The organism is Mycobacterium sp. Soil_C_30, assembly GCF_057656995.1.
On sequence record NZ_JBDGJH010000028.1, the window covers coordinates 1 to 18,695 of the forward strand.

The 18,695-nt window shown below is 63.4% G+C and carries 16 protein-coding genes and 1 pseudogene; 5 read left to right on the plus strand and 12 right to left on the minus strand.

Annotated elements, in window-relative coordinates:
• Window positions 1-93: 93 nt before the first annotated feature.
• The 5 genes from AC3A6P_RS32370 to AC3A6P_RS32390 all read right to left on the minus strand — a co-directional run bounded on the left by AC3A6P_RS32370 (window position 94) and on the right by AC3A6P_RS32390 (window position 5,748).
• Window positions 94-903 (minus strand): SRPBCC family protein, encoded by an 810-nt coding sequence (locus tag AC3A6P_RS32370; protein ID WP_487696484.1) that lies wholly within the window; start codon window positions 901-903, stop codon window positions 94-96.
• A 10-nt stretch (window positions 904-913) separates the two neighbouring features.
• Window positions 914-1,501 (minus strand): helix-turn-helix domain-containing protein, encoded by a 588-nt coding sequence (locus AC3A6P_RS32375; protein WP_487696485.1) that lies wholly within the window; start codon window positions 1,499-1,501, stop codon window positions 914-916.
• Between the two features lie 39 nt (window positions 1,502-1,540).
• Window positions 1,541-3,367, minus strand: a complete 1,827-nt coding sequence (locus AC3A6P_RS32380) for an Hsp70 family protein (protein ID WP_487696486.1) — start codon at window positions 3,365-3,367, stop codon at window positions 1,541-1,543.
• A 97-nt stretch (window positions 3,368-3,464) separates the two neighbouring features.
• On the minus strand, window positions 3,465-4,514 hold the full coding sequence (locus AC3A6P_RS32385; RefSeq protein WP_487696487.1) for an NAD(P)H-dependent amine dehydrogenase family protein: 1,050 nt from the start codon (window positions 4,512-4,514) through the stop codon (window positions 3,465-3,467).
• Between the two features lie 4 nt (window positions 4,515-4,518).
• On the minus strand, window positions 4,519-5,748 hold the full coding sequence (locus AC3A6P_RS32390; RefSeq protein WP_487696488.1) for a hypothetical protein: 1,230 nt from the start codon (window positions 5,746-5,748) through the stop codon (window positions 4,519-4,521).
• A gap of 38 nt (window positions 5,749-5,786) precedes the next feature.
• On the opposite strand from AC3A6P_RS32390, the gene AC3A6P_RS32395 reads away from it, so the two are divergent.
• A complete protein-coding gene (locus AC3A6P_RS32395) occupies window positions 5,787-6,371 on the plus strand; it encodes a TetR/AcrR family transcriptional regulator (RefSeq protein ID WP_487696489.1) in 585 nt (194 codons plus the stop codon).
• Here the strand turns inward: AC3A6P_RS32395 and wrbA are convergent.
• Both wrbA and AC3A6P_RS32405 read right to left on the minus strand, forming a co-directional pair.
• Window positions 6,364-6,960, minus strand: coding sequence for an NAD(P)H:quinone oxidoreductase (gene wrbA, locus AC3A6P_RS32400; RefSeq protein WP_487696490.1), 597 nt, complete (start codon window positions 6,958-6,960; stop codon window positions 6,364-6,366). The genes AC3A6P_RS32395 and wrbA overlap by 8 nt on opposite strands.
• A complete protein-coding gene (locus AC3A6P_RS32405; protein ID WP_487696491.1) occupies window positions 6,957-7,718 on the minus strand; it encodes a DUF3159 domain-containing protein in 762 nt (253 codons plus the stop codon). The genes wrbA and AC3A6P_RS32405 overlap by 4 nt, the downstream gene beginning before the upstream one ends.
• 80 nt (window positions 7,719-7,798) lie before the next feature.
• On the opposite strand from AC3A6P_RS32405, the gene AC3A6P_RS32410 reads away from it, so the two are divergent.
• Window positions 7,799-8,257, plus strand: a complete 459-nt coding sequence (locus AC3A6P_RS32410; RefSeq protein WP_487696492.1) for a nuclear transport factor 2 family protein — start codon at window positions 7,799-7,801, stop codon at window positions 8,255-8,257.
• A gap of 222 nt (window positions 8,258-8,479) precedes the next feature.
• Here the strand turns inward: AC3A6P_RS32410 and AC3A6P_RS32415 are convergent, their stop codons facing one another.
• From AC3A6P_RS32415 to AC3A6P_RS32430, 4 genes and pseudogenes are all read right to left on the minus strand, one after another.
• Window positions 8,480-9,139: a L,D-transpeptidase family protein gene (locus AC3A6P_RS32415; protein ID WP_487696493.1), complete on the minus strand. Its 660-nt coding sequence runs from the start codon at window positions 9,137-9,139 to the stop codon at window positions 8,480-8,482.
• Between the two features lie 646 nt (window positions 9,140-9,785).
• On the minus strand, window positions 9,786-10,166 hold the full coding sequence (locus AC3A6P_RS32420; protein ID WP_487696494.1) for a hypothetical protein: 381 nt from the start codon (window positions 10,164-10,166) through the stop codon (window positions 9,786-9,788).
• Window positions 10,167-10,192: 26 nt separating this feature from the next.
• Window positions 10,193-11,656, minus strand: coding sequence for a putative alpha/beta hydrolase (locus AC3A6P_RS32425; protein ID WP_487696495.1), 1,464 nt, complete (start codon window positions 11,654-11,656; stop codon window positions 10,193-10,195).
• Window positions 11,635-11,889, minus strand: a pseudogene (locus tag AC3A6P_RS32430) (DUF2563 family protein); the annotation flags it as partial. The gene AC3A6P_RS32425 and the pseudogene AC3A6P_RS32430, both read right to left, overlap by 22 nt.
• 2,141 nt (window positions 11,890-14,030) lie before the next feature.
• Between AC3A6P_RS32430 and AC3A6P_RS32435 the strand changes: the two are divergent.
• Entirely contained in the window at window positions 14,031-14,492 is a 462-nt protein-coding gene (locus AC3A6P_RS32435; protein ID WP_487696496.1) for a hypothetical protein, read from the plus strand.
• Between the two features lie 862 nt (window positions 14,493-15,354).
• On the opposite strand, the gene AC3A6P_RS32440 is transcribed toward AC3A6P_RS32435, so the two are convergent.
• Complete coding sequence (locus AC3A6P_RS32440) at window positions 15,355-15,510, minus strand: hypothetical protein (protein ID WP_487696497.1); 156 nt, start codon at window positions 15,508-15,510, stop codon at window positions 15,355-15,357.
• Between the two features lie 17 nt (window positions 15,511-15,527).
• Between AC3A6P_RS32440 and AC3A6P_RS32445 the strand changes: the two genes are divergently transcribed.
• Both AC3A6P_RS32445 and AC3A6P_RS32450 read left to right on the plus strand, forming a co-directional pair.
• Window positions 15,528-17,690, plus strand: coding sequence for a DUF5631 domain-containing protein (locus AC3A6P_RS32445; RefSeq protein WP_487696498.1), 2,163 nt, complete (start codon window positions 15,528-15,530; stop codon window positions 17,688-17,690).
• Window positions 17,687-18,679, plus strand: coding sequence for a hypothetical protein (locus AC3A6P_RS32450; RefSeq protein ID WP_487696499.1), 993 nt, complete (start codon window positions 17,687-17,689; stop codon window positions 18,677-18,679). Before AC3A6P_RS32445 ends, AC3A6P_RS32450 begins: the two co-directional genes overlap by 4 nt.
• Window positions 18,680-18,695 lie beyond the last annotated feature (16 nt).

Sequence of the window (18,695 nt, forward strand, 5' to 3'; positions counted from 1 at the left end):
TCGACACCCCAGCCCAACGCTTAGCCGCACTCGTTAGCCAAACCGCGTAAATGTTTCTTCAACCACTTGACTATGAGCGAGACGAAACCGGAATTACGTCGGTCTCGGCGCTGCCGCGGCGTCGCACACGGCGCTCAGCCAGCTCATCCACTCGTCGTCAACGGGGAACTGTGCCGCCTCCGGCCCGTAGAGGTAGACGCTGACATTGACCATGGTCTGGCCGCCCACGGTGCAGGTGCCAGCCACCAACACCCCGGCGGTGGGTTCCGTGAGCCGCATCAGCAGCTGCCGGAACCTGTGATTCTGCTGCGTCTGCTCCACCGTGCCCAGGATGCGCGGGGTGCCGAGCGAGAGGACGTCGCCCACATCTGCCTCGCGGGCGCCGAGCGCGTCGACCAGCGCCTTCCACACGTGCGCTTCGGTACCGGACGGTGACGCGCCGACGTTGACGGTCGCGGCCGGCTCACCCGCGTGATCGGCCAGGTAGATCCGCAGGACCTCGAAGAACGTCGGCCAGCCCCTCTCGAAGCTCTCCAGTTCGTCGTCCCAGTCGTCGCGGTCGGTGAACAGGCTGTGCACCATCCGCACCACACACTGATCACCGCTGCGGCTGGTGACGGTGACCTCGGTGGCCACCGGCGGCGCCTCTCCACTCCAACCCACCTCTTCGTAGGCGAACCGTGTGGGCGGCTCCCAGGCCGTCACCGGTCCCGACGAGGTTGTGCCGTCCCCGAAGTCGAATTCAACTGTGCCCCCGACGTATTCGCCTATGGTGGCGGGGGCGAACCAGGCGCTGTACCCGGGGCCCGTCGCGATGGCCTGCCACACCTGTTCCGGCGACCCGGGAACGACGACCTCCACCTCGACCCAGCGGCGGCCGGATTCGTCTTTGCGCATGGGCATGTGGCGCTCCTCAGTTGGTGGAGTTCGGGGTTGGATAGGCACCGACCACCAGGCGATACGTCCGAGCGCCCGGCGCGCCGGCATTGTGGTACTTCGAGACCAGCGCAGCGACGGCGCCGGCGAGGTCGTCGGTGAACGCAGCCCTGTCGGCGGGAGAGGCGAAACTCAACTCGGTGTCGACCGACAGGGTCGCCAGTCGCTTGTTCTGCTCGCGGGCCGCCCGCCAGAGCCCCCCTACTTCGCGGACCGTCCGTGCGGCCACGGCGATCAGATAGCTGGCGGACAACCGGTCCGTCATACGTCCCGGGTCGGCTCCGGCCGGGCCCAGCGCCGCCGGTGAGACGACATACGACGAGGCCGTGGCGACAAGCATCCGCTCTTTGATCCCGCCCCACCTGCGTTCGTCGGCGACGGTCACCAGGTGGTGGTCTTCGAGCGCGCGCAGGTGGTAGTTCACCTTTTGGCGGGCAAGGCCCAGTCGCGAGGCCAACACCGCCGCGGACGCGGGTTCGCCCAATTCGGCGAGGATGCGGCTGCGAATGGGGTCCAGCGCGCTCGCCGCGGCGGCCGGGTCTGCGATCACATCGACGTCGAACACCATTCGATGGTCAGCCTTGACAAATGTTTTTGTCAAGGATCAGGGGAACGGCTGCTGCGACTCCCGGTTCGGCACCTGAATCGGAATCGGCACCGGTAGGAACGGGATGTTCAGGTGCGTCGTCGTCATCGGCGGCGGAGTGGTCGTCGTGGTTGTCGGTGTCGTGGTTGTCGGTGTCGTGGTCGTCGTCGTGGTTGTCGGTGTCGTGGTCGTCGTCGTGGTGGTGGTTGTGGTGGTCGTCGGAGGCGTCGTCGTGGTGGTGGTGGTGGTCTCCGGCGGCGGTGGTGGGGGCGGCGCCTGGCTCGGGGTGATGGTGACGTACGTCGTCTCCGGCGGCGGAACGTACGTCGTTTCCGGCGGCGGCGGGGGCAGCGTCGTCTCGGGGGGCGGTGGCGGCGCTTGGGTGGTCAGCACCGGGGGCGCGATGCTGGGCGGGGTGGTCGGCTCCGTGCTCGACGAGTCGGTGGTCAGCGTGTAGGCCACACCGCCGAGAGCCACCACCGCGATCAGCGCCGCGGCGGCCAGCGCCAGTTGCGGGAACCGGAACCGCGACGTGGGTTCTTCGAAGGTGCCCGTCGCCGGGGTGTACTCGATCTGGGGCCGGGCTCCGGTGTTCATCGCGTACGGGTTCGGCGCCTCGTACGGGCTTTGGTAATCACCTTCGTAGGGCACCGGATCGGCCGCGCTGTCGTCGTCCTGCGACCAGGCCAGTGCCCGGAACGTCGAGGATCCCGGCGCGTTGGGATCCGCCGCCCAGCCCGCTACACCGATCCCCGACGTGGCCGCCTCACCCAGAGCCGTCGACAACCCGGTGGGTGCGTCGGCGTCGGGCCCACGCGCGGCGATCAGTGCGGCGCCGACGGCGATGTCCAGCGCCGGCATCGGTGTCGTGACCACCGGCGCAGAGGATCGCTCGGAAAGCCGCTGTGTGACAAGTGGAATGGAGGCGCCGCCGCCGACCGTGCCCACCGCGGTGATGTCGGACCAGTTGATCCGGTTGCGCCGCAGCAGATCATCGAGCGCGGCCAGCACACCCTCCAGAGCCGGCCCGATCAGGCTCTCCAGTTCGGCTCGCGTCACCCGGGACTCGGTGCTCACACCGGGCAGCTGCACATTCACCGCGGTGGCGGTTTCTGCCGACAGGCGTTCTTTGGCTCGACGGCATTCGTCGCGCAGCCGGGCCAGCGACCCCACTGCGGCGGTGGCCGACGGGTCGACGTCGCCGCGGTTGCCGATGTCGGCCAGCACCGCGGTCAGCAGGGCCTGATCGATCTGGTCGCCGGAGAAATCCAGGTGGCGCACGGTCTCGGTGACCGGACGGAAGCCTGCCGCGGCATCGGCCAGGGTGATGCTGGTGCCGCTGCCCCCGAAGTCGAGCAGTGCGACGATGCCGTTGGTGGTCAGGCCGGGGTTGACCTGCAGCGCGGTCAACGCGGTCACCGCATCGGACATCAGCCGGGGCAGCACGCCACTCGGGGCGAGTTTGCGGTCGCCCCGCAGCGCCGCCTCGAGAGCGCGGACGGCGGTCGGCGCCCAGTGCGCGGGCACCGCGAGGACGACGTCGCTGTTCGGACCGGGGCCTCCGGCGGCGTCGGCCATCGCTCCCAGGGCCTCGACCAGCAGCTGGTCAGCCTGGTGGGGCGAACCGTCGACGGCGACCAGCGGCACCGGGTCACCGATGCGTTCCACGAAACCACGCAGGACGAGTCCGGGCTCGGTGAGATTCGGATTGTCCGACGGCAGACCCACCTCTGCGGGACGGTGCCCATACAGGGTCAACACGGAGCGGCGCGTCACGGGCTGAGCTCCGACACGCGCCGCGACCAGGTTGGTTGTTCCGATAGACAACCCGAAAGGGTCGCTCACTAGTTGCACCTTGTGTTCACCGGTAAGTGGCGGTCGAGAGGCCACCCTAGCCGCTACGGGCAGCGTGCGGGCAACTCGACACCCCGCCCCGCGCAATCTATGAGGCAGCTATGCGCGGCAACCACGCCAACGGCAATTCGGCCATGGTGACAAATCCCGCGGGTGCGGCACACACGGCGGGAACCGCGTTGACGGCCTGCATGGCGGTCGCGACACTGGCCGCGTGCACGTGTTCCCTCAGCGGCACGTCGCGCCGGAAACTGGCCAGTGTCACCACATGTGCTTGCAGCGACGGGCTGCCCTCGATGGTGATCGTCCAGCCGTGTTGCGGTGACGGCCAGTGCTCGGGTTGACGTTGACCGAGCATCCACAGTGTTTCGACCTGGATGACCGTGTGGCCTGCGCGCCGGCCGGACCAACGCCACCGCTGCCCCGCGACAGTTCCCGCTTCGAGTGTGCGACCGAGGAATTCGCCGTCGGCCTCGGCGGGAACGATCTCGAGTTCGGTGGCCACCTCGTCCAGATCGGCACCGAGTGCATCGCCGAGCAACCAAACCTGTTGTTGGAAAAGCTCACTGGTGTAGCGCAGCGACGGGCTGTCGACGCTGACATCAGCAAGCTCGGCGCCGAACATCATCTGACCGAAAGTGATCTCGGCACTGTCGTACATCGACCAGTCGGCGCGTTCCTGAATGGTGACCTGTTCGATCTCGCGGCACATCCCCGCCATGGCGAGGGGCAGGACGGCGCCCAGATTGCCGGGGTTGAGCCCGGTTCCGTGCAGTGAGCTGTTTCCGCGCTTGCTGGCCTCGAGTAGCTCGGGTGCGCCCGCCCGCGCCTGGTGAAAAGCGAAAGAGGTGGTCACCACGTTGATACCGGCCGCCAAGAGGTGGCAGACATCGTCCACTGACGGCGTGCGCGGGGTGTAGAGCACACAGTCGACCTGCCCGGCCAGTGCGTCCTGCAGGGATGTGGTCGCGGTGACGCCTACTGACTCTTGCCCGATCAGGACACCGGCGTCGACGCCGTTCTTGTCCTCGCTGAATGCCTTGACCCCGGCCAATTCCAGATCGGGGTGTTCGAGGATGCCCCGCAGCGATTCACGGCCGATCTCCCCGGTGCCCCATTGCACCACCCGATACGGCACGGGCTCAGACCACGGTCAGCGGCAAGGACTTACGGGCCTCGAACTGGAACGTCGCTCCCCCACTGAATTTCGCGACCTCCACTTCGGACAGTTCCTTTGCCTTGGTGTCGCGGTGCTGCAGTTCCAGCGTCCAGTCGTCGTCGGTACCGCTGAGCTGAACGCCGATGTAAGGGTCCACCGCAGTCGCGACAGCCTCGAGCGGTCGTGTTGATGCCGGCGTGCACAGCGAGATCCACGAACCGTCGTCGTGGGCCGCCGACCGGCGCACGTGTACACGACCATTTTCGATCTCGGCGTCGACGTAACCCGCCGGGTTCAGCAACGGGTGCAGTTCGAGGACCTGTTGCACGCCGGCAACACCGTCGGGCAGGCTCAGCGCCCTGTGAATACGTTCGGCGGCCACCCCGGCCAGACCGGTGAGCTGTTTGGTGCAGATCTCGGCGGCCAGCGCGTCGTCGGCCCGCTTCTTCACCGCGACGATGAAGGACAGGTTCAGTAGGTGCATCTGCAGACAGATCTCGTCGGCCATGCGCACCAGCGCAGAATGGGAGAACGCCGCGAAGTCGAAGTCGGCCAGCAGCGCACCCGAGTAGTCTGACTGTCCGTCGTCACCCGCCTCGATGGGCGCCAACTCCCAACTGGCAGCGCGGCTTTCGTTGACCAGAGCCAGATGAGGGTGATCCTCCACCGGCGGATGTGAATCGTCGATGATCACCGTCCACGCGCAATGCGGGTGACGATCGGCCGGAACCCGCGGCGGCCGGTGGATGGGGCGGATCTGGGCGCGGCGGTTGGTGGCCACCGCCGTCGCGTCGAACGTCGGGTCCTCGATGTCGTGGCACATCCCGCGCACGTAGTCCTCGCCCATGGGCTCGACGTCGAGCAGCGCGCCGCAGTGGTCCAGGTGGAACTCCCCGTTCCAGCGGTTGTGCACGGTGTAGCGGAAGTCCATGAACTGCGGCGGGGCACCGATATCGAGTTGCAGACCCTTGAAGATGGTGATGACGTCGACGCCCTCGTAGTTCAGCGCCTTCTGCATTCGCCGGGTGTAGATGGGGCTGGCACCCATCCACTCCTCGATGGCCACCTGAAGCATCTCTTCGCGTCCGAAATTACTGATGCACCAAGCCATTCCGGAGCGGTCGATCAGCTGACCGATGAGCAGGAGCTCAGGCACCAGGGTGGCGAGTTCCTGCCTGGACAGCGAGGCGTAACGGCTGTGGGCTGCAGTCACGCCCCAAACATAGACTCGACAATGTTATAAAGTCAACGATGACAAGTGCAGCCCCCACCCGGAAGACATCCGCCCCTCGCAAGCGCGGCGATGACACGCGGGCCAAGATCATCGACGAGACGGTGAACTGCATCGTCGAGGAGGGCTTCCCCGCCGCGACGGCCAAACATGTGGCCGAACGCGCCGGCGTCACGTGGGGCGTCATCCAGTACCACTTCGGCGACCGGAATGGCCTGCTCATGGCCGTGGTGGACGACGGAGTGGCCAAACTGCTGGACAGCCTGTCGACGGCTGAGGTCAGCGACCTACCGCTGGCGAAGCGCATCGAGACCGTCGTCGACATCGCTTGGAACTGCTACAGCAGCCCCACCTCACTGGCGGCGTTCGAGATTCTGCGGGCCACCCGCGGTGAGGCTTCGATGCGTCATCTGATGGAGATGAACGACGCCATCAGCGGTCTTGGGCGGCTTATCTCCGATGATCCCGCCCACCACGACGTCGCCGAGGTGATCTGGGCGGCGCTGCGCGGCATGGTGCTGGCCGAGATGATCGTCAACCAGTCCATCGACTGGCAGCGTGAACGGCGCACGCTGGTGGAGATGGTGATCCGTTACCTCAGCTGAGACGATCGGCCACCGAGACGACGCGCTTGGCCAGGTGATCCAGGGCGGCAAGGGTGGCGTCACTCAGCTCCGCCTTGTTCTCGGGTCCGGTGACGTGCCCGACGCCGTACGGGTTGCCGTCGGCGAATTTCAGCCCGTCGGTGTACCCGGGCGGGACGATGATCCCGCCGAAGTGCATGAGCGAGATGTAGAGCGCCAGCAGGGTGGTCTCCTGCCCGCCGTGATCGGTTTGGGAGGACGTGAATGCCGAGTACACCTTGTCGGCCAGCTTGCCCTGCGCCCACAGCCCGCCGAGGGTGTCGATGAATGCGCGGAACTGTGAAGCCGGCGACCCGAATCGGGTGGGCGTACCGAAGATGACGGCGTCCGCCCACACGATGTCGTCACCGGTGGCAATCGGAAGATCTTTGGTCGCTTCGTAGTTGGCAACCCAGGCGTCGTTCTTACTGAACGATTCGGGGTCCCGCGTCTCGGCGATGTGCCGCAACCGAACCTCGGCACCGGCAGCTTCGGCGGCGTCGGCCACCCGCTGCGCCATCCTGGTGCCGTGCCCGGTCGCCGAGTAGTAGATGACAGACAGTCTGCTCATGTTTCGGATGCCTCCTTCGGCGGGGAAAGCTTGCTCACCAACGCGTTACCGACGATACCCACCGCGATCATGCCGATACCGGCGGCGTCGGGCAGCGCATCGGTGACTAGTGCGAAGATTCCGGCGATGAGGACGAACATCGGCAGCCAGTCGAACAGTTTCAGCAGCGACGGCGGCTGGTCCCCGGATGCCCGGTCCGGGTAGTACTCGGTGAACGCGATCGCGAAGAAGATGGCCGCCAACTGCAGAACCCACGCTGTCCAGAAGTTACCGGGATCGTGGAGAACCGCGTCGCCGACGAAACCCATCACCGCGTTGAAGACGAATGCACCCGCCCACACCGTTGAGATCACGTAGTTGATCTTCAGGAAAAGCGGGCTGTCCCAATACTCTTCGGGTGTCTCCTTCTTGGCGTAGGCCAGAGTGAAAGGCCGGCGCGCGATGATGGTGGCGATGACGAACACCGCCAAGACGATGTTGGTGAACTCGCCCGCCCAGACCTCGAGGAACTCGACGGTGGCATCGTCGACGACCAGCCCGATGACGGCCAGGATCGCGAAGAACAAGACACCCAGCACGTCGAGCGCGTAGACACCGAGACCGCGGCGGTGGCCGAGCCACAGAGTCAGCAGAGCGAGACCGAGCGCGACGCAGACGGCCACCTCGAATTGCCCCGGTGTGGACAGCACCGAGAACAAGATCCATGGCGCAATGCCCGACAGCGGCGACCTCAAGTACCCGTCGAGGAGTTTCGTCACGCTGTGACCTTATGGTCGAAAGCCGGCTCCGCAACTCGTTCTGCTCAAGTGAAACTAGAACGTGTGCTAATTGTTCTTGCATGGGTGATCGCGAAGACATCGAACGTGTGAAGTATCAGTACTTGCGGGCACTGGACACCAAGCACTGGGCCGACTTCGAAGACGCGCTCACCGAGGACGTGGTGGGCGACTACGGCTCGTCCGTCGGGGAGGAGCATCACTTCACCGATCGCGCGTCGCTGGTGGAGTACATGCGATCGTCGCTGCCCGCGAACGTCATCACCGAGCACCGGGTGACCCACCCGGAGATCGTCGTCGACGGCGATACCGCCACAGGGACCTGGTACCTACAGGATCGGGTGATCGTGGCCGACTTCGACTTCATGTTGATCGGTGCGGCCTTCTACTCCGACACTTACCGGCGCACCCCTGCGGGGTGGAAGATCGCGTCGACGGGATACCAGCGCACCTATGAGGCGACGATGTCGTTGAAAGGGTTGGACTTCAAGCTGACGCCCGGTGCCGCGCTGGCGCTTTAAGCGGTTTGGGTGTTCTCCGGGGCCGAGCTGGCGGTTGTTCACTGAGGAGTTGCCACCTTGGTTACCGACGTTGGTGGTGCGTTGGACAGCCGGTTTGACGATCACCTTGTAACTGGTCCTGTAGTGAGGGCGGCGGGTTTGTGGTGTTCGGAGGGGTTTCTCGTTTCTGCCCCACGCGCTGCCGGAGGGGGACCATGTGCGCAGGCGCCCGGCTACAAGCGACTACTCAGCGACAGCGATGACCGCGCCGGGCCGCAGCCACTGCATGATCGACACCAGAGTGGCGTCATCGATCGCGACGCACCCGGCCGTTGGTCCCCCGTCGGTGCTGTGCACAAAGAAGGCGCTGCCCTTGCCGGGGACCCGGTCTTTGTTGACGCCCATCACGATGGCGTGGGCATACTGCGGGATCTGCAGATTCTCCGTGCCGCCGGACAGGCTGAACGGGCACTGGTCTTTCGGGCAGACCTGCATGGTGTTGTAGGTGGGGCTGTTCACGTCGCCGTCCCACCAGTGATCGGGTCCGACCTGGACATACTTAAGCCCGCCACCCGGACTCGGCGCCGTGCCGAAGGCGAAGTCCAACGTGTAGATGCCCGTCGGGGTCAGCATCGATCCCTCGTAGTGGTCGGGCGACATGCCCTTGGACCCCACCTTCGCCCCGATGCCCGCACTGACCGGTTGCCAGCCCGCGCCGTTGCGCTGCCAGACATCCATTTTCGCGTCGGAGCCGCCGGTGCCCGTCACCGCGAGCACCTGCGTGGCGTTGCCGACACTGTTGGCGAACCACGGGTTGTACTGCCCTTGTCCGATCGGCGCCGAGATCAGCGCCAACATCGTCGCGCAGGCGGCAGCGCAGAGCACGCGGAGTAGTCGGCGCATCCCTTAATCGTTCGGGGCGCCGCCCTCGACGGTCAAGTCAAGGTTTCGACACGATTGGGTCTTGTTCTGGAGACTGGGCGTCAGCCTCGCCCGTCGACCTCAACGCCACTGCCGCGATCACAAGCACAGAGCATCCGACATTGGCCCTCAAACCTCACGGGGCGGCGGAAGCTGCAAACCCTTCCAGATCTGCAACACCGACGTTAATCCCTCGGCTCGTCGCTGAGCGCCGGCGGGCGATCGGGGCGGCGGTAGGACGGCCACGCCGCATAAATCTTGTCACCGATCTTGATGTGCGAGCTCCGGAAGAACGCTATTACGACGAAACAAGAGCCGAAAACGAGAGCGCCGAAAGTGGCGTCCTTCCAATCTGGCACCTGAGAAATGAAGAGACATACAACGACAAATGCTGCGCCGCACCAAAAGAAGCGGCGTTTGATCGAGTCCGGCGACAATACGCCGACTTCCACATCGCGAACTCACTGCCGATCACGCCAACTGCGAGGCCCGCGGTTCCTATCCAAAACCACACGCGCGCAGCGGGAACGGCGCTCGCCGCAAGGCAACAAATCTGCTCCACGATCCTGCCTTCCATCACCAGGTAATGGTCGAATGCTTCGACACTGGCGGATCTAATTGCGACGCGTCAGTCTCGCGCCTCGTCGCTGAGCGCCGGTGGCCGGTCAGCGCGGCGGTAGGATGGCCACGCCGCGTAGATTTTGTCGCCGATCTTGATGTGAGAGCTGCGGAAGAACGCGATAGCGACAAGACCGAGCCCGAATGCGCAAGCGCCGAACGCAGCGTCCTTCCAGTCCGGCACCTGCGAAATGAAGATACAAACAACAAAAAACGCCGAGCCGGCCCAGTAGAAGCGACGCATCAGCGAGTCTGGTGACAACGAGGCCGATCTCCACATCGGGAAAAGACTGCCAACCACGCCAAGCACTAGACCTGCGGCGCCAATCCAGAACCACGTGCGCGCCGGGGTAAGGCCGCTGACCGCCGCGAAGTAGCTGATCTGATCCAACAGTCTGCCTTCCACCCCGTAAGTTGCTAGTCGAATTGTCTGCCGACAGCGCCACCGCCAGCTGAGCCTAGAAGACCTCCTCCTGCGCCGGCGATGATCACCAGTGCGGCGGTAGTCCATGGGCCAGTGAGAGATGCTGCGCCAAGGCCCACCAGCCAAGCGGCGCCGGATCCACCCGCCAGGCCACCGAGAGCTTGACCCGCCTTCTCATTTCGGTGCTCATCACCGTTCGCCCAGGCGTCGGCAGCCGTGAGAAGTTGTACAACGTCGGTGACCTTGGAAACGCGCCCGGCGATCTTTCCGAACACCTCAGCATCTTTAGGGCTTAAGTAGTCGGTCCATCGCGCGTGCTCCCCACGAGGGATACCGTCAGCCCACTCCTGCGCCCCGGTCGCCAAATTGCCTGTTGTGCCTGATACCTCACTAATCCACCGCAACGCTCCGTCACTGGACATGCCCGCCTCAATGAGAGTGTTGTAAGTCTCTTTGGTAAGAGCGACGCGCCCCGCGACCTCACCGTCGTTGAGCAGCCGAGTGGCCTGGTCCGGCGTCTGTGCCGGAGCGCCTGAGTAACCCTGCTCGAATTGCCGTTGCAGTTCGAGTCGAGCTTGCGCTCGGGCGCGTGCATCGACTCCCGTCAGTGGGTCTCGCGGTAGCGGGCCCACGAAGTGGGCCATGCGGAAGTCATCGAGTCTTTGTGCTGCCAACTCTCTAGCGTCAGCGCTGGCCGCAGGGTTGGTAGTGATTGCGAAATCCCGCAATCGTGCTTCGGCTGCGGCCTTTTCAGGGGTCATGGGGCCGCCGCCGTTCACGAGCGCTTCGTCCTTGGCGCGCTGGTTGGCGTCGTAGTGTTCCGGCGCGGTGCGCCCCCGCTCCTCGGGACTGATTTCACCATCACCGTCCACGTCCTCAATAGCGGCGGGGTCATAGCCATGCTTGAGCCGCAAGTCGAAAGCTGCGCTTTCGAGCTTGTCGGTATAGGTGTCGCGGATTCGCTCGACCTCTCCGAGGGCGGAGCGCGTAGCTTCTTCTGCTTGGTCAAGCAGACCGGAGTAGTCCTCGTCATTCGCGATCGCCACGCCAACCGATGCGTCAAGTGATTCGAGGCTGCTGTTGAGGCTCTCGATCTTGGCGGTGGATTGCGACTCCGCCTCGGCCAAATCCGCCGCGATGTTCTGCAGATCAATTGCGATCGCAGGGAGTTGCTCCGATTGCACGAAAAGCCGGGTCACTGCCCGCTGAACCTCGGCGGAGTCATCGATTGGACGCTCGCCGTTCTCCCCGTTCCAGGACGCCTGAAACCGCTCACGCGCTTGGGCGAACTCCTTGAACGTTTCCTCGGTGCAAGCGGTTGCATCTCGAAACGCGGTGGCTAGCTCCGCAATCTCCCCCGGATCGCCGCTTTGTAACGTCTCATCGGCACGCCACGGATCGCCGGCGGCCAACAACATCCCCAAGGGGATGTGGTTCAGGCTTGGGTAAGTTGCCACGCCACCGCCCGGAGCGCTTCAGCGTTGCGGCGTTCCATATCGACGAATGCCGACGCCGCGACATGAGCCTTATCGCCGAGCACGCCCAGTCGCCGCTCGTGATTACGCAGGCGTTCCACATGCTGCGAGTGCGCCTCAGACAGAATGCCCTCGAAATCGCCGGCAGCAGCAAAGCCACCGAAGATGCCAGAACCCACCGCACGACGAGCGAGCTTCTGAGCGCCCTCATCTGCGAGACCCGCCGCCGTGTACGAACGGTTCGCGCCCGTCCGCATGACTTCGACGTCAACTTGCACGATGACCCCCTGGTAGCAAACAAGTACAGTCCGAGCGTACTAGGGCTTTGCGGGTCGTCAATTCACCAATCGCGCCCAGTAAGCAAATCCGGTCGCCGACGAGTCAGGGCATCTGAGTTAACAAGAACGTCCCGCCACCCCCAGCCTCTCAAGAGACAGGTAAATGGCGGGACGGATCGTCGGCGATACCATCGAGCAATGACTGGCTCATCATACGGAGTCACGCCGGGGGGCTCTTGGCAACCGCCGGCCGGACCGCCTCCACTACCTGCATCAGTTACCAAACCCTCACGAATGCCCGTAGTAGTGGCTATAGCTGTGGCACTGACCTCGCTCGCGGTAGCGATTGGGTCTTGGCTTAGGCCAGTAAATGAGGCCAGTGCTGCGCCTGTCAGTACGCCCGCCTACAGCGAAGGGGAAGTCGCGAGTGCCAAGGGCGCAATCTGCGATTCGCACTCGTTCATAACTCGAGCTACGCAGACTGCTGGCCGGCAAACAAGTGATGATCCTGCTATCAAGGCCGTAATCGCAGTAAACATAAGAGTCGGGTCAACAATAAGTGCTTTGTATCTCCTATCAAAGCTGGACGCTAACCCAGCGACTCCGCCGGAGCTAGCTGACGCAGTAAGGAGTCTCGCTAACGCCTACCAGGAGACAACCCTCACCCACCTGTCAAACGCTCCGGAAACGGAAGTGGATGAGGTCTACGAACGTCTCGATGCGGCCGACAAGAAGGTAGTTGAGGCCTGCCAATGAATGAGTCAAGGTCGGGGGCGTGGGACGACTTATTGGTCGGACCTTGGTGGCCTTCGGCTGACTCGAGCGTGGCGGCCTCAAACGCGAGTAAGAACCGCAGCGCGATCGCTGCAGCTTACGTGGACTACCAAGGTGTTCTAACGGAGCCTTAGCCGTCGGCCTTTGCGGGCCACGAGGGAGCAACTGCGGATACTGCGAGCAGTTCGTTCCACCCCGCACGACGTGCGAGTTTCTAAGGACCCTCATCCGCGAGGTTCGCCACTGTGGATGGTACCGGTTTGCATTCAACTTCAACTTGGATGACGCCCTTATAGCAACAGATACGTTCTGCGCGTACTAAGGCTTGGCGGTCGACAACACACCGTTTGCGTTCAATAAGGAAAATCCGGACGCCGACGGGTCACGGCGTCTGGGGTACGGAGACGCCCTGTCCAACCCCACCCTCTCAAGAGTCAGGTGAGTGGCGGGACGGATAATCGGCTATACCATCATGCTATGACTCGCGCGCCATACGGGGTCACGCCGGGGGTCGCTCGGCAACCGCCACCACCCAGCCCACCCTTCGGGTCTCCTCCTGCGAGGAAGCTATCCCGAAATTTTGCAATCACCTTTGTCGCCGCCGCGCTGATAGCAATCGCGGTAGTCGTCGGGGCCTGCTTCCGCCCTACAAACAACAACGCCGCTCCATCGTCGGAGCCGGCACCGCTTTTCAGTGAGGAAGAGGCGAGGCAGGCTACCGTCGTGGTGTGCGATGCTTACACAAAGGTTAGGGATGCAATAACCACGGCCGGTGGGCAAAACAGTGACGACCCAGATAGTCGCTTTATGATTGCGATAAATGCACGCCTCGCTATCCATGCTAACGCTAGCTACTTGCGTCAGGCCCTGGCCGATAACCCCGCCTTGCCACAAGAGACTGCTCGCATCTTTCGCGAGATGGCTTCTGCATACGATGAAATCTTAATGGGTCAACTAGCCGCTGCGCCTTCGGATTCCTTTGGAGAAGTGAACGCAAAGCTTGATGCAACTGATGCCGAGGCTGCAGAGGCCTGCAAATGAGACTTTCCCCCGGGGGAGTTCTTTGATTTGCCACCAATCGCAACGCCCGGGACACTAAAGAGATAGAAACGACCATGGGACGCACTGTGTCAAAGTCAGCGCTAGCCACCACCGAGCAAGTGAATGGCAACCTCTGATATCGGCAGTACCATCAAGCCATGACTGGCTCACCATACCGAAGCAGCGCCGGGGGTTCTTGGCAACCACAACCTGGCCTGCCACCGCCAGGACCTCGGCCTGGACAGAAACGGTGGAGCGTCCTGGTGTTCACCTCGCTGGCGATCGCCATCGTCGCTATGGCCTTGGAGGCGGCTTCCTGGTTGCTCCCTCATTGGAGCAACGCGATCGCGTCAAGCGATGTTGCGACTCAATACAGTCAGACTGAGATCGATCAAGCGCAGACTCGCATCTGCCATGCCCGCAGTCTAATCGCCACAGCAACTCAGAATGCCGGCAGCCAGTCGAGTGAGGATCCAACAGTTTCGTTCATTATCGCGGTAAATGTACGTCTCGGCGCTACTTCGAGCGCGGACTACTTAAGTCAAACTGTCATGAACAACCCTGCTGCGCCCGAAGATTTAGCAATCGCGGCCCGTGAATTGGTTGCTGCCTACCAAGAGACCACGCTCCTGCACCTGTCCGATGCTTCGGAGAGCGAACTCGATGCCGTGTACGAAAAGCTAGATGCAGCCGGCCTGAGCGTCGACGAGGCCTGCGGCGATTGACCTTTCGGCGATGAATGGTTCTGCCGCCCGTAGGGGCTGCGAGTGCGCCTCATATAAAATGCCCTCGAAGTCGGCAGTAGCAGCAAAGCCACCGAAGATCCAAAACCACTGCACAACGAGCGAGCTTCTGAGCGCCCTCATCGGCGAGACCGCCGCTGCGCCAACGATTGGCGCCGGTTCACATGACCTCTACGTCACTTGAACGATGACCCCCCTGATAGCAAACATGTGAAACTGAGCCTACTACCGGGTGGCACGTGGTCAATTCGCCAATTTGCAGGCGGACGACAGGCCCTTACCTGCGAATTTGTGTGCAGACGCCTCGTCGTCAGATCCCGATAGCCTGTGCCCGCCCGCCAGACAAGTGAATGGCGACCAGAACAATTCGCGTTACGATCAGGGTATGACTGGCTCAACTTACGGAGTCACGCCGGGGGGAACTTGGCCGCCGACCCCCCCTGTGGACCCTCCGACTGCGGGGAAGCCTTCCAACAGACTGACGATCGCTGCTCTCGCCGTTGCAATAATTGCGGTTGCCGTGGCGGTAAGTTCATGGTTTCGCCCCGAGGGCGCGACAGACGCCCCTGCGGCAAATAGTGACACCACGTACAGTGAGCAGGAAATTGCGGACGCAAAAACCGCCTTATGTGACGCGCACGCGTTAGTCGGCAGAGCAACACGGACCGCCGCTTCTCGGCGTAGCGATGACCCCACAATCACGTACATCGTCGCGACTAATGTTCGCCTTAGCGCGTCTGCGAGCTCTGACTATCTACTTCAGAAATTAGTAGATTATCCCGCTGCTCCATTAAACGTATCGAATGCCCTCCGAACTCTCGCTATCACCTACCAACAGACCACCTTATTGAATCTGGCCGATGCTGAAGAAACGGAACTCGACGCCGTCTATGACTTGCTCGATGAAACGGATGCCGAAGTGGTGAAGGCCTGCCAGTGACTGGCGATCCGCCCGGCGCATGGTCAGAACTTCTAGTGGGGGCATGGTGGCCAGCGTCATCATCGACTGATTCCGCGATGTCATCGTCCCAACGCCGAGCATCCATCCGAGACAGCTTCGACGACTTCCAGCATCGCCTCACGAGCACCCGAAATGGCGCCTTATCGCCGCAGGAAGGCCGCTCCGCGGAAGAGGCTCGGGCGGCGTTCTCGCAAGGCGAAACACACGCGGGCAGCGTTTCAGAGAAGAACAGTGTGAAATCTCAATCGTATAGGCAAGCTGCGGAAGCACTCGAAGGTCTTCGCTCCGATCTTCGTCAGATCGCGGCACTTGGCAACGAGAAGATCGAACAAATTCAGTCAAGCAAGTCGCTAACGAAGGTTACACAAATTGTTAGCACCATCGTCGAAGCGAACGGAAATGCCAGCCGTAAATCGAATACGTGGAGCTTGAAAGTAAGCGAGGCAATTCAGAAGATCCTGGCCGCTGAAGGAGACGTTAGGACGCTGGAGCAGTTCGCACGCGACCACAATGTCGACCTCGGCCGGGCGCCAGCGATTCCTAGCGAAGGAACACTCGCACAGCTCGTCAAGAACAGACTAGAAAATGCCACTGGCGCTGCGGAACCTAACGCGAAAGGCGTCTCAGATTTGCGTCAGAGCTCATCGAGCCAGGTGGAAGATCTTATTGCACCGGCTGAAGGGGCAAATCCTGTCGATAAGTTCACCGATCAACAAGCCTTCAGCCGCGCAGGGATGGGCAATGAGCCCGAAACTGTCGGTCCGAACCTACCGACCCCTGCCTCCGTCATTCGAGATCCTAGCGCGTCAAACGGTGTCGGCGTCGACGGAAATCAGGTGAGTTCACCGCCCCCCGCGACGATCACATCTCCTCCTGGGGGTTTCGCCGGAGGCGCCGGGCCGGCCAACGCCGGAGCCGGAACCCTGAGCGGGGCCGCAGGCGGCGGAGGCGGCATCGGCAACGCGGGCCTATCGTCCCCCGCTAACCTCGGTTCAGCCTCCCAGCCGCTTAGCCCGGAGAATCTGGCACAGAGCTTCAACAGCGGCGTCCAGGCGGGAGCGCCGGCATCTGCCGGCGCGGAGGCACTCTCGCAGGGCATCTCCGACACCGTGCAGTCACAAGCCCCACAAAGCCCAGCCCCTCCACCACCACCGGTCGCCCCCACGGTCGCGTCCAGCGGCTTCGCTTATGAGGCGCCGCAGGTGATTTCAGAGCCCGCTGCGCCACCCGCACCAGCAGAAGCACACTCCCAACCCATGTATGCGGCACCGGTCGCAGCGGCACCTGCCGCTCCCGTCGCACCCATTGCAGCAGCGCCACCTGCGGCACCAGCCGGACCACTGCCGGCCTACGGTTCCGACCTTCGACCGGCTGCGGCGGCAGCCCCTCCCCCGCCCGCAGCAGCGCCGCTGTCGGCTGCTCCGGTCAACCCGGCCAGCGGTACAGCGGCCGGCAACCAGCCCGCCGTCGTCCGTCAACAACCCGGTGCCGCAACACCAACTACCGCGAACCCGACCGGCATGGTCGAAAACGCCCTCACCTCAGCAACAACCGGCGCGGTCGCAGGCGCAGCGGCAGAACAATCCATGGCACAGGCCAGGCTCGACAGACTCCTCGAGGCAGTCGCCCGTCAAGAACCAAAACTCAAGTGGGCCATCGGAGATCGAGAAGACGGGTCGACGGTCCTCGTCACCGACTTGGCGTCCGGTTGGATCCCTCCGCACATCGAGATACCCAAAGGCGTGGACCTCCTAGCCCCGGAGAAGCGCCGCGGGGGCTTGGAACATCTTCTCGGAGAAACGACCAACAACGCGATCTGGACGCCGGGCCACTATCTACCGAACGCCAAAGATGTTGAGCCGGTTGAGATGACGTTCCGGGCCCGACAGGTCCCAGATATCGATGAGCTCAACTGGGAGCTCACCCAGGCCACAAACTGGCGCGACGGGTTACCCCGACTGGCGCATACCCTGGCCAAGGCCGGCATCGCAGGTACTGGGGTGCTCGACACCGAAGCAGACCTCCTTTACGAGCACCTGACCACGATCCGCGACAAAGTGGTCAAGTCCTACCCTGATGCCGTCGACCTCAATGACGTCGGCAACTGGCAGCTGCTGGCTGCAATCAGCGGACTCATAGCCTCAGACAAAACCACTTTGAAATACCACTTCGCCTGGTTCCAGGCGTTGAGCATGGCAACACAAGGGGGACCACGATGACTTCACCAGCAGGACAGGACGGCCAAGGCGGAGTTCTCAACGTTGATCTGCAGGGTTGGTTCGCCGCCGACCAAACTCCACCGCCACCGCCCATCGTCTCGGATGCAGTGATGGCAGGCGCTGCTCCAATCGAACAGTTGCTCCAGGTACTCGGACTGGCCGCCAATCAAGGTGACCCCAAAGACAATCTGGAAGCTCAGGAGGGCCATGCGGAACGCAAAGCCATCACATCCGACGCCTTGCAGAAATTCCCCGCCCAAGACCAAGCCGCACAAGCGGAGATGAAGGGCGTCGACCAGATGTCCCAGATGGCCCAACAGATGCCGCAGATGATCGGCGGTGTTGCGGGGGCGATCTCGGGCGCACTGGGCGGGGCGCTGCAACCGCTGGCGCAGATTCCACAGCAGCTCGCCCAGACCGGTCAGCAGCTGCTGCAACAGGGCATGGGTGCCATGCAGCAGGCCGGCAAGGAAGTCACGCCGGCAGACCTGGCCACTCAGGGCCTCGACAGTGAAATCCTGGCCGGCGACACCGAACTCGGCTCTGGCGGAGGCGGTTCCGCGGGTGGCGGCGGTGGCGGTATGGGAGCCACCACGCCCATGTCGGCGCTGGGACCGGCCGCCACACCGACGGGCTCAACCGTTCCGACATCGGGACGGGCATCAGTGGCCCCACCTGCACCACCGGCAGCGCAGGCAAGCGCCCCCATGGGCGGCATGGGCGGCGGCTACCCGATGATGCCGCCGGGCGGTATGGCCGGCGCAGCCGGTGGGCAAGACAAGGACGACAAGGCCGCGACAAAACGCGTGTCGGTGCCGTCGGTGAAGAACGGCGCCCCCGTACAGGGCCGCATCACCACCCCGCCGCCACCACCCGCGGCGCCGACCGTCACCAAGAACGTCGAGGGAAAGCCCGTCGCGACCAGGCGGATCATCGTTCCCAACGACAAAGCTGAGGCCAAGGCCGACGGCGACGACAAGGGCAGGTGAGTCCCCGTGATTAGGG